General features: G+C 44.7%; 10 protein-coding genes, 2 pseudogenes and 1 other annotated feature. Of the genes and pseudogenes, 7 read left to right on the top strand and 5 right to left on the bottom strand.

The annotated features are described in order from the left end of the window. Both IM507_RS10675 and IM507_RS10670 read left to right on the top strand, forming a co-directional pair. A partial coding sequence (locus IM507_RS10675) for a CHAT domain-containing protein (protein ID WP_287636978.1) occupies nucleotides 1–2220 on the top strand: 2220 nt, incomplete at its 5' end. Between the two features lie 70 nt (nucleotides 2221–2290). Beyond that, nucleotides 2291–2626 carry an LPP leucine zipper domain-containing protein gene (locus IM507_RS10670; RefSeq protein ID WP_002737579.1) on the top strand — a complete coding sequence of 112 codons (336 nt, stop codon included), beginning with the start codon at nucleotides 2291–2293 and terminating at the stop codon, nucleotides 2624–2626. Nucleotides 2627–2682: 56 nt separating this feature from the next. On the opposite strand, the gene ureC is transcribed toward IM507_RS10670, so the two are convergent. Together ureC and IM507_RS10660 are read right to left on the bottom strand one after the other, a co-directional pair. Then, nucleotides 2683–4392: an urease subunit alpha gene (gene ureC, locus IM507_RS10665; protein WP_002735350.1), complete on the bottom strand. Its 1710-nt coding sequence runs from the start codon at nucleotides 4390–4392 to the stop codon at nucleotides 2683–2685. Nucleotides 4393–4473: 81 nt separating this feature from the next. Further along, nucleotides 4474–4614 (bottom strand): annotated as a pseudogene (locus IM507_RS10660) (polyphosphate kinase 2 family protein); the annotation flags it as partial. A 470-nt stretch (nucleotides 4615–5084) separates the two neighbouring features. Beyond that, nucleotides 5085–5201: a sequence feature (ribosomal protein L10 leader region), on the top strand. A gap of 98 nt (nucleotides 5202–5299) precedes the next feature. Here IM507_RS10660 and rplJ point away from each other — a divergent pair. The 5 genes from rplJ (at nucleotide 5300) to IM507_RS10635 (ending at nucleotide 8352) form a co-directional block, all read left to right on the top strand. Beyond that, nucleotides 5300–5848 carry a 50S ribosomal protein L10 gene (rplJ, locus tag IM507_RS10655; RefSeq protein WP_069473827.1) on the top strand — a complete coding sequence of 183 codons (549 nt, stop codon included), beginning with the start codon at nucleotides 5300–5302 and terminating at the stop codon, nucleotides 5846–5848. A 43-nt stretch (nucleotides 5849–5891) separates the two neighbouring features. Further along, nucleotides 5892–6284 (top strand): 50S ribosomal protein L7/L12, encoded by a 393-nt coding sequence (rplL, locus tag IM507_RS10650; protein ID WP_002736522.1) that lies wholly within the window; start codon nucleotides 5892–5894, stop codon nucleotides 6282–6284. Nucleotides 6285–6388: 104 nt separating this feature from the next. Beyond that, nucleotides 6389–6484 (top strand): photosystem II reaction center protein T, encoded by a 96-nt coding sequence (locus IM507_RS10645; RefSeq protein ID WP_012267019.1) that lies wholly within the window; start codon nucleotides 6389–6391, stop codon nucleotides 6482–6484. Nucleotides 6485–6611: 127 nt separating this feature from the next. Then, a complete protein-coding gene (gene nrdR / locus IM507_RS10640; protein WP_002737459.1) occupies nucleotides 6612–7127 on the top strand; it encodes a transcriptional regulator NrdR in 516 nt (171 codons plus the stop codon). A 232-nt stretch (nucleotides 7128–7359) separates the two neighbouring features. After that, nucleotides 7360–8352, top strand: coding sequence for a 30S ribosomal protein S1 (locus IM507_RS10635; RefSeq protein ID WP_002737013.1), 993 nt, complete (start codon nucleotides 7360–7362; stop codon nucleotides 8350–8352). A gap of 50 nt (nucleotides 8353–8402) precedes the next feature. Here IM507_RS10635 and IM507_RS10630 read toward each other — a convergent pair whose 3' ends face one another. The 3 genes and pseudogenes from IM507_RS10630 to IM507_RS10620 form a co-directional block, all read right to left on the bottom strand. Further along, nucleotides 8403–9437 (bottom strand): FHA domain-containing protein, encoded by a 1035-nt coding sequence (locus tag IM507_RS10630; protein WP_420065434.1) that lies wholly within the window; start codon nucleotides 9435–9437, stop codon nucleotides 8403–8405. A gap of 122 nt (nucleotides 9438–9559) precedes the next feature. Continuing rightward, nucleotides 9560–10261 carry a DUF3120 domain-containing protein gene (locus tag IM507_RS10625; RefSeq protein ID WP_002736983.1) on the bottom strand — a complete coding sequence of 234 codons (702 nt, stop codon included), beginning with the start codon at nucleotides 10259–10261 and terminating at the stop codon, nucleotides 9560–9562. 278 nt (nucleotides 10262–10539) lie between these two features. After that, nucleotides 10540–10745 (bottom strand): annotated as a pseudogene (locus tag IM507_RS10620) (transposase); the annotation flags it as partial.

Genomic DNA, 10745 nt, shown 5'->3' with positions numbered 1-10745 from the left:
AGGAAACAACAATTAGGAGACAACCATCCCTCTACCGCCACCAGTCTCAACAATTTGGCAGGACTTTACGAGTCTCAAGGAAGATACAGCGAAGCCGAACACCTCTACAAAGAAGCCTTAGCTATCTGGAAACAACAATTAGGAGACAACCATCCCCTAACCGCCACCAGTCTCAACAATTTGGCAGGACTTTACGAGTCTCAAGGAAGATACAGCGAAGCCGAACCCCTCTACAAAGAAGCCTTAGCTATCCATAAACAACAATTAGGGGAAAATCATCCCAATACTGCACTAAGTCTGAACAATTTGGCATTACTTTACTGGTCTCAAGGAAGATACAGCGAAGCCGAACCCCTCTACCACAGGTCCTTAGCTATCAGGAAACAACAATTAGGAGACAACCATCCCGATACCGCCACCAGTCTCAACAATTTGGCTGTATTTTACCAGTCTCAGGGAAGGTACAAAGAAGCCGAACCCCTCTTAAAACAAGCTTTAGCTATCTTCAAAAAACAATTAGGAGACAACCATCCCGATACCGCCACCAGTCTCATCAATTTGGCTGTATTTTACCAGTCTCAAGATGACATTCCTCAAACCATTAATTATCTCAGCCAAGGACTTGCAGTAGAAGAATACAACCTCTCAGAAAATCTAAAAATGGGGGATGACAAGCAAAAACAAGATTATATGGCAAAGGTTTTAGGGACGACTAATTCGGTGATTTCCCTCAATCTTCAAGCTGCACCGAATAACCCAGAAGTAACCCGTCTCGCCTTGAAAACTATCTTAGAACGCAAAGGACGAATTTTAGATGTTTCAACCAATAGCTTACAAATTCTCCGACAACGTACTGATGACCCCGAAAGTCAACAATTATTAACTCAACTGATTGAAGTTCGGACTCAACTATCTAATCTGACTTTTAAAAAGCCTGATGATTTTCCCTCACCAGAAATTTACCGTCAACAACTTAACGAAGTTACCGCAAAAGCAAAAGCAATAGAGGGTAAAATCGGTGTTCGTAGTGCCGAATTTCGTAACTTATCCCAACCCATTACCCTCGAAGGTATTCAAAAACTAATTCCTGCTGATGCTGCTTTAGTTGAAATAGTCCGCTATCGACCTCTTAATCCTAAAGCACCTGAAAATCAACGCTTTGGCATTCCTCGTTATGCTGTTTATATTCTCTATCCTAATGGTGACATCAAAGCTAAGGATTTAGGGGAAGCCAAACCGATTGATGACAAATTAATTTACTTTCGTGACAATCTTGCAGATGCAGAAACTCCTCTCCCTCAACTACAAAAATCAGCGCGTCAACTTGATGAGACATTGATGCAGCCTATCCGTCAATTATTAGGCAATACTAAAACAATTCTGCTTTCTCCTGATGCTGCACTTAATTTAATTCCCTTTGAAGCTTTAGTAGATGAAAATAATCAATACTTGGTAGAAAATTATCATATTACTTACCTCACTTCTGGACGGGATTTACTGCGCCTTAAAGATAGATTTGCTAGTCAACAATCTCCGCTCATTGTAGCTGATCCTTTCTACGGTAAAGCAGGGGAAAAAGTCGCTCTCACTCGTTCCATCGACCTTTCTGAGTTTACTTTTTATGGTCTTCCGGGTACAGAACAAGAAGCTAAAGCGATTGAAAATATCTTACCTCAAGCCACTGTTTTAACGGGTTCTAAAGCCACAGAAAACGCCGTCAAACAAGTTAAAAAACCAAATATTCTCCACATCGCTACTCATGGTTTTTTTAAACCAGAAAGCAATGTGCTTGAGAATCCTTTATTGCGTTCTGGGTTAGTTTTAGCAGGAGTTACAATCGGTCAAAGTGCAGGAGATGATGGGGTTTTGACTGCTTTAGAAACTACCAATTTAAACTTAGTCGGAACCAAATTAGTTGTGCTTTCCGCTTGCGATACGGGGAAAGGAGATATTAAAATCGGTCAGGGAGTTTATGGATTGCGCCGTGCTTTAGTTATTGCAGGTAGTGAAAGCCAATTAATTAGCCTTTGGAAAGTATCTGATGACGCGACTAAAGATTTAATGGTCGCCTATTATGGACGCTTACAAAAAGGAGAAGGACGCAGTGAAGCTTTACGACAAATTCAACTAGGAATGCTCAAGGGTGAGAAGCAAAAACATCCTTTTTATTGGGCAAGTTTTATTCCTTCTGGTGATGCAACTTCGATGCAATTTGACTGATGAAGGGTTAGGAGTTAAACTTAGGGGTAAAATTATTGGTATCACAAACAATTACTAGGAGAGTCACACAATGGCAACATTTACAGAAAACGACCTCAAAGAATTAAAAGACTTTATTGTAGGACAATTCAAAGAAGTTAATGACAAAATAGACAAATCATCTGAACAACTTAATGGCAAAATAGACAGATTATCTGAACAACTTAATAGCAAAATAGACAAGCTATCTGAAGAAGTGAATAACTTAAGAGTTGACATAGCAAATATTAAAGGAGAATTAACAGGCGTGAATAAACGACTAGATAACTTGGAATTTACTAATCGAACCATCTTTGTTGCTATTGTTACTGCACTAATGGCAGGATTGGTTAAGTTATTTTTCCCAAATTTTCCTACTAATCCTTAACTGTGATTCAAAAAGAAAACGGATTTTTTGAAAAAACCCGTTTTCTGAAATCGAATTCAAAATAAGAAATAGCGCTGGGCCATGGGTAAAACCGTAGCGGGTTCACAGATTAATAATTCCCCGTCAGCACGCACTTCGTAGGTTTCGGGATTAACTTCCATGCGCGGTAAAGCGTCATTAAGCTTCATACTAGCCTTACTGATATTGCGCGTATTCGACACGGCCACGGCGGTTTTTTTCAGCTTTAACTTCTCAGGAATGCCCGCTTTCATAGCATATTTAGAAACAAATGTCAAGGAAGTTTTGGCGATCGCACCACCAAAAGAGGCAAACATGGGACGCATATAAACCGGTTGCGGTGTGGGAATACTGGCATTAGCATCGCCCATTTGCGCCCAGGCGATTAAACCGCCTTTCAGGACAATTTCCGGTTTTACGCCAAAAAATGCCGGTTTCCAGAGAACCAAATCGGCTAATTTGCCCACCTCGATGGAACCGACATAATCGGAGACACCATGGGTAATAGCAGGATTAATCGTATATTTAGCAATATATCGTCTTGCCCGCAGATTATCATTCTCTCCCGTTTCCCCGGTCAGTCTGCCCCGTTGTACCCGCATTTTGTGGGCAGTTTGCCAAGTGCGGATAATTACTTCTCCCACCCGTCCCATCGCTTGAGAATCGGAGGAAATGATGCTAAAAGCCCCTAAATCGTGGAGAATATCCTCGGCGGCAATAGTTTCGCGGCGGATGCGGGATTCAGCAAAAGCCACATCTTCGGGAATACTCCGGTCTAAATGATGACAAACCATCAACATATCGAGGTGTTCCTCTAAGGTATTCGTCGTATAGGGACGGGTGGGATTAGTAGAGGAGGGTAAAACGTTCATTTCCCCGCAAACCCTGATAATATCGGGAGCATGACCACCGCCGGCTCCTTCCGTGTGGTAGGTGTGAATGACGCGATTTTTAAAAGCGGCGATAGTGGCCTCAACAAAACCGGCCTCATTGAGAGTATCGGTATGAATCGCCACCTGCACATCGTACTTATCGGCCACGCTTAAACAGGTATCAATGGCTGCCGGAGTGGTTCCCCAATCTTCATGGAGTTTTAAGCCAATTACCCCCGCTTTTACCTGTTCCGCTAGTCCTTCCGGCTGACTGCTATTGCCTTTACCCAAAAAACCCAAATTCATCGGGAAAGCTTCGGCGGCCTCTAGCATTCGATAGATGTTCCATTCTCCCGGGGTGCAGGTGGTGGCATTAGTTCCCGTTGCAGGTCCGGTCCCGCCACCAATCATCGTGGTAATCCCCGACGCAATCGCTGTCTCAATTTGTTGGGGACAGATAAAATGAATATGGGCATCAATCCCCCCTGCCGTCAAAATCATCCCTTCCCCAGCTAATGCCTCGGTAGCAGGACCGATAATAATATCGACATTATCTTGAATGTGGGGATTGCCCGCTTTACCGATTTTATAAATTTTGCCGTCTTTAATGCCCACATCAGCTTTAACGATGCCCCACCAGTCGAGAATTAGGGCATTAGTAATCACTAGATCTACCGCCCCATCTTCCCTAGAAATGGGGGATTGGCCCATCCCATCGCGAATTACTTTACCGCCGCCGAATTTTACCTCATCGCCGTAGGTGGTGAAATCTTTTTCGACTTCGATAAATAATTCCGTGTCTGCCAGGCGAACTTTATCTCCGACGGTGGGGCCGTAGGTTTCAGCATAGGTGCGGCGATCGATGCGATAATTCATAGGGGGAATTCTTGAAAATCGACATTGATTATACGATCGATTTTCCGGCAATTATCGCTTTTTCGGGATTTTCTTCCATTTTTAATCTGGCTCGTTTTCGAGGATTTCTTTGGCTTTCAGTAAAGCTTGGTGATGTTCTTCGGTGACGGTGGGATATCGTAAACCGAGGGATTCGAGGGTGTGATAAATAACTGCCCCCACAGCTAAACGGGTAAACCATTTGGGTTCTTCTCGACTTTGTGTGATAATTTTTGTCTATAGAATCATGAAGTGTTTACCGGAAAGACTTTTGGGACTATTTTGCTGAAGAAACTATCAGTATAGACCCCGTTTTTTATAATTGAGATATGGCGTTTCCTAAGCTAGTGAGGTACATCTATTTTTCTTCCCTTTTGCCTTTGGGGACTTGCGCTTTGATAATGTACCATTTAGGGCTGGTCTTATTCTTCTACAGAGCGATTTTCTGGCTGGGATATTATTCCCACGCAAGTCCCTTGGCCTCTTGCCTTTTGCCTAAAACCCATAACTTTTGTACCTCAGCAGACTGAAAAACGCTATAGTTTGTGCCGCTTAAATAAAGAGGTTTGGGTTTTAGACTTGGCGTTCAACGAGGATGCCTGTTCTACTCGTCAGGATTTTGCCCCTGCCCGCTCCCTGGTGGTGCTTGACATAAATTCCGCAATAGTGTTATAATAAAGGACTGGCTTAAGCCAAAGACAGCAGGTGCGAAACAGCTTAAATACCCTGCCGAGGTCAAAGCGAGAAAACAGCAGCCAAAAAGACTAAAGAGAGATTTTTTCTGTCTTGGTCGTGCCTGAACTGATTCTCTCCACTCAACCCCGGCGCTACAAGGGGTTATTTTTGTGCCTGTGGAACCGGTCCCCCGCATACAGGAGGTGAACAAGGGATGGGGAGAAGCAGAGAAAGCAAGGGAGTAATTCTAGAAGAATTAAAAACCTCCCTGAGCGAAGCTCAATTAACGATGGTCATCGACTATCAAGGTTTAACCGTCGCTGAAATCAGCAATCTACGCCGCAAATTGCGCCCCACGGGAACGATTTGTAAAGTCACCAAAAATACTTTGATGGGCTTGGCGATCGCTGAAGATAGTGGCTGGGAACCGATGAAAAGCCTTTTATCGGGAACATCCGCCTTTCTGCTCGTAAAAGAGGATATCGGTGGAGCTTTCAAGGCCTATCAAGAGTTCAAAAAAGAAAGCAAAAAAACCGAATTGCGCGGCGGTGTCCTCAAAGAAGGGACAAAAGGTCAACTGTTAACAGAAGATCAGATCAAAGCGATCGCTGATTTACCGTCGAAAGAACAGTTAATCGCTCAGGCCGCCAGAGCAATCAACGCCATTGCCACCAAACTGGCCCGCAGCATCAACGAAGTTCCCGCATCTTTGGCCCGTGCCGTCGATGCCGTGGCCCGTCAAGAAGAAAAAGAAGCGGCTTAATACCGCGCCAATCAATCACTTAAAACAATTAGGAGTCTAACCCATGTCTGCTGTAGCTGAAATCTTAGAAAAACTCAAAACTCTTACCCTCTTAGAAGCTGCGGAATTAGTCAAAGGTATCGAAGAAACCTTCGGAGTTAGTGCCGCCGCTCCAACTGGTGGCATAATTATGGCTGCCCCCGGGGCTGCTCCTGCGGCTGCTGCTGAAGCGGTGGAAGAACAAACCGAATTTAACGTCGTTCTCGAAGAAGTTCCCGCCGACAAGAAAATTGCTATCCTTAAGGTGGTACGCGAATTGACCGGTTTGGGACTCAAAGAAGCGAAAGACCTAGTAGAAGCCGCTCCCAAAGCGGTTAAAGAAGGCACTAACAAAGATGATGCCGCCGCCATCAAGAAAAAACTGGAAGATGCTGGGGCAAAAGTTAGCGTTAAATAGATTGCCACTGATTCTGGGGATGTAGATTACATCCCCAGACAAGCCGAAAAGCTCATTTCCTGATACTATAGGATTGTTATAGCAGTCTTGTAGGATGTCCAACCATGGAAAGCGTCGCTTACATTTTAGTTTTAACTATGGCTTTGTCGGTAATTTTCTTCGCCATTGCCTTCCGGGAACCTCCCCGGATTCAAAAGTAAATTTCTTAACTCCGTTTAGGTTAATAATTTTCTTCCCTGAGCCGCCCGCTTGTCAAAAGCAGGTTAGCGGCTCTGGTTTTCGTATTTAAAGGCTTAAATTAAAGGTTCCCCTCACCGAGCGCCTCCTATGCAATGCCCTAATTGTCAGCATACCGATAGTCGCGTTTTAGAGTCCCGTTCCTCCGAAAACGGTCAGAGCATTCGTCGTCGTCGTGAATGCTTACAGTGTAAATATCGGTTCACCACCTACGAGCGCATCGAATTCGTGCCGATCACGGTGATTAAAAAAGATGGTAAACGGGAATCTTTTGATCGCTGCAAACTGCTGCGAGGGATCGTTCGCGCTTGCGAAAAAACCGGCATTCCTCACTCAAGATTAGAGGCGATCGTCAATGATATCGAATCCCGTCTGCAGCAAGACTCAAAACGGGAGGTAACAAGTCAGGAGATCGGTCAATTAGTCCTAGAATATCTCCGGCAAGAATCGGAGGTGGCCTATGTGCGCTTTGCTTCGGTTTACGGCAATTTTCAGGGAATTAGAGACTTTATCGCCGCTTTAGCGCTGCTGCAATCCTCCGAAATCGAACGCGCCTATCCTTCTTGGTCTCCAGTGGAAGAAGCCAGCGTGATCACCTCGTCTTAAATAGTTCCCGATTCAGTTATAATTAGGATCCCTTGTGCTATTTCAAGCCCAAGCTCTGGTTAGATTCTTAAAAGTCATTCTTGAGGCGGATTGCCTGCAAGAAAGCCGGATGCGGCAGTTCATCCCCTAGGCCCTACCTAGAAACTAAATTAGGAGGCATCTCCTTGATTTAGAAACTGTACATCACATAGGAGGAAAAACCTACGGAAATTCCGAGGCCCAAACAACGTACATGACCACCCAAAAAACTGCAAACAAAAACATAGGCTTTACCCATGAAGATTTTGCCGCCCTTCTAGACAAATACGATTATCATTTCAGTCCGGGAGATGTTGTCGCCGGGACTGTTTTCAGCATGGAACCCCGGGGAGCGCTCATCGATATCGGTGCTAAAACCGCCGCTTTTATCCCCGTGCAGGAGATGTCGATCAACCGCGTCGATAATCCCGAAGAAGTTTTACAACCCAACGAAACCAGGGAATTTTTCATTCTTACCGACGAGAATGAAGATGGACAGCTAACCCTGTCGATCCGTCGCATCGAATATATGCGCGCTTGGGAACGGGTGCGTCAATTGCAAAAAGAAGATGCTACCGTGCGATCGAATGTTTTCGCCACTAACCGTGGTGGAGCATTAGTCAGAATTGAAGGTCTCCGTGGCTTTATCCCCGGTTCTCACATTAGCACCAGAGAGGCGAAAGAGGATTTAGTCGGTCAGGAATTGCCCTTAAAGTTTTTAGAAGTGGATGAGGATCGCAACCGTCTGGTTTTAAGTCATCGTCGCGCTTTAGTGGAACGCAAGATGAACGGTTTAGCCGTGGGACAGGTGGTAATCGGTTCCGTGCGCGGAATTAAGCCCTACGGTGCTTTCATCGATATTGGTGGAGTCAGTGGTTTACTGCATATTTCCGAAATCTCTCACGATCACATTGACACCCCCCACACGGTTTTCAATGTCAATGATGAGTTAAAAGTGATGATTATCGATCTCGATGCTGAAAGAGGTCGCATTTCCCTCTCGACTAAACAATTAGAACCAGAACCGGGAGATATGCTCAAAAATCGCCCGTTAGTGTTTGAAAAAGCGGAAGAAATGGCGATTAAATACCGAGAAAAACGTCTAGCGGAAGCGGAAGGCCGGACCGTCTCGGAAGTAGTGGAAGAAATCGAAGTTCCCCCCGCCTTGGAGGAGGAAGATTTAGTTCTCGCCGCTACCGAAGAGTAGGTCAGTTATCAGTTATCAGTGATCAGATTTGAGTTTTAAGTGGACAGTGTTTATTCTCCAAAACCAGCACGGCTGGCAAATCCTGTGATTCCAGTCATCTCCTCACTACTATTGGCATCAAGGAAACGATCCAAGTGATCAAAAGTGGTTCCGTAGGTAATAGTTTTAGCGTCGTATCCTTTCAGACTGACGGTATGTGGCTCGAAAGCTTGGTGGAGATAGGGTAAACCGATGAGATGACTGTAGGTAGTGGCTCCGATGGCTAAATCCCTACCTATTTCTTTAGTGGCCGACTCTAAACGAAAAGCGGCGTTGACTGTATCCCCGATCGCCGTATAATCTGGATGTTCACCGCTGCCAGTATTGCCGACCATGGCATAACCAGTATTCACCGCCGCACCGATGCGTAATTTAAAGGGTAAGGGATATTGTGCGCTTAAGGTGCGAGTCATGTTATGTAGTTGTATAATTGCTTGGAAAATTTGCAGGATATCGTCTTGATTGACTTCCTGTTGGCCGTGAAACCAGATGGCCATGATCGCATCACCAATATATTTATCTACCCAACTGCCAGAACTGCGGACAATACCCCCGGCATGGCGAAACCAACTGCCAATCAGAGAAGAAAGCACTTTTTCGTCTAATTGCCTAGTTAAAGCCGTAAAATTCCGCATATCCACCACCATCACCGATGTTAAGCGCCGTTCATGGACGGAGGAGGTAGGGGTGTCCCATTCTAAATTGCGCGGTTGCTTGCCTACATTGGTGGGAGTAGCACGATAGAACTGCACCTCGGTTTTGCCAAAGGTGATCTGATCTGTGTTATGGATAGTCACGGGAATGGCTACCCTTCTGCCATTGACAAAAGTTCCATTGCGACTACCGAGATCGATCAGATAAAAATCTCCTGTTTCCGTGGATTGTAAAATAGCGTGATTGCGAGAGATACAGTGATCCTTAATCACGATATCGTTATCTTTGCCCCGTCCGATTGTCCAGTAAGATCTCCCCACGAGAGGGAAAAAACGCTCTCCCTTATCGTTATGGAGTAGTAAATAGGGATTTTCTCTTGGCAGTATATCCACAGGTAAATGAGCGGCAATAGATAGACAGTCGCAACTACACATTATATAGCATATAGCAAGATTCCGCACATTTTCATCTATCTAAGTAAATAGATGGAAACCGGAATTAGCTAGGAAAACCCTTAAGCCAGAGAAGCGGTAATCCAAAATAAACCATCGACTAAAATTGTACTCAATACGGCTCCGCTAAATGCCCACCAATGACATACCCTTTTTTGCAAAGGATAAATACCGATCGCTAAGAGCAAGTTGAGCAGCACGATCGCCCAACTGATGCCCCAGGGGGTCTCAATTTGGGCCAAGGCGTTATGAAATATCGGCGATACTAGGTTGGGGTCTAGTTCCACGGTCATTAATTGTCGCCAGTAGGGAATTAGTCCCGTTAGATAGAAATATACATCGGTGATGGCAGTCCCTAACAAAGAACCTAGATAGAAAAGATTGCCCACTTTGCCGCGACCTTTGTATAGTCCCCAGAGAACAAAGGGCAGCCCGATCGCTTCCATGGGAATATGGATCAACGGTTCCCAACGCCACCAACCCCAGTAGAGAGAACCTGCTAACCAACTCCAACTAAAGCCCAAAAGTAAATCCCCCCAAAGACTGATTTTTTCTTGTTTGAGCAGCCAAACCCCTAACCCCACCCAAAAAAAGGTTAAACCTAGGCTAACTTCGGGATAGTAGCGCACTAGGGGCGCTTGCATGAACACGGGGACCGAGACCAGAAATGCTGCCGTCCAAAAGACGGATTGACATTTTTCCCAGTTGGGGACTAGGGGTTTCAGGCGATCGGGATTGCTGGGAACTAGGGTAGAGTTGAGCAAAGGATTTCAGAATTGTTACGAAACTTTACTTATATTAAGATACATCATTCTCTCTACACTATATCCTCTCTAGAAGATTTTGATAAAGTGAACTACTCTCAAGGTCGTTGAGAGCTTCCTATTTCACGGGGGATTGCCTCAAGACGGACTTTACACCCAGCTTTTGGTTTTACATCCCCTCTATGGGCAGTATCGCGCTTTTCCTAACGACAATACCCTTCGACGTAGCTCAGGGCAAGCTTCGGCTGGCTCTTTTGGTTTTCCTGTGTTAATTTTTGTTATGAATTAAAGCAAGCAAACAGCTTAATTGGTAAATTCATAACTTATTCTTTTAATAAGCTTTATTTTGGTATTCATTCCCTCAATTAATCCGTTGGTTATATGATTTTCAAAGTAATTACAAATACCAGGCAAATGCTTCTGGATCATGCTGGCACTACTTTGATATAATATCCCGCCTATTCTTATCCATTTTTCCAATTTT

This window comes from Microcystis sp. M20BS1, from assembly GCF_020245305.1.
In the GTDB taxonomy this organism is placed as follows: domain Bacteria; phylum Cyanobacteriota; class Cyanobacteriia; order Cyanobacteriales; family Microcystaceae; genus Microcystis; species Microcystis ichthyoblabe_A.
Note: the sequence above shows the minus strand (reverse complement) of the source record. Positions and strands in the feature narration are given on the sequence as shown.

Bases quoted from the DNA above. Each gene is read 5' to 3' on its own strand.
- IM507_RS10645 (WP_012267019.1), top strand. From the start codon at position 6,389: ATGGAAAGCGTCGCTTACATTTTAGTTTTAACTATGGCTTTGTCGGTA.
- rplL (WP_002736522.1), top strand. From the start codon at position 5,892: ATGTCTGCTGTAGCTGAAATCTTAGAAAAACTCAAAACTCTTACCCTC.
- IM507_RS10670 (WP_002737579.1), top strand. From the start codon at position 2,291: ATGGCAACATTTACAGAAAACGACCTCAAAGAATTAAAAGACTTTATT.
- rplJ (WP_069473827.1), top strand. From the start codon at position 5,300: ATGGGGAGAAGCAGAGAAAGCAAGGGAGTAATTCTAGAAGAATTAAAA.
- ureC (WP_002735350.1), bottom strand. From the start codon at position 4,392: ATGAATTATCGCATCGATCGCCGCACCTATGCTGAAACCTACGGCCCC.
- IM507_RS10635 (WP_002737013.1), top strand. From the start codon at position 7,360: ATGACCACCCAAAAAACTGCAAACAAAAACATAGGCTTTACCCATGAA.
- nrdR (WP_002737459.1), top strand. From the start codon at position 6,612: ATGCAATGCCCTAATTGTCAGCATACCGATAGTCGCGTTTTAGAGTCC.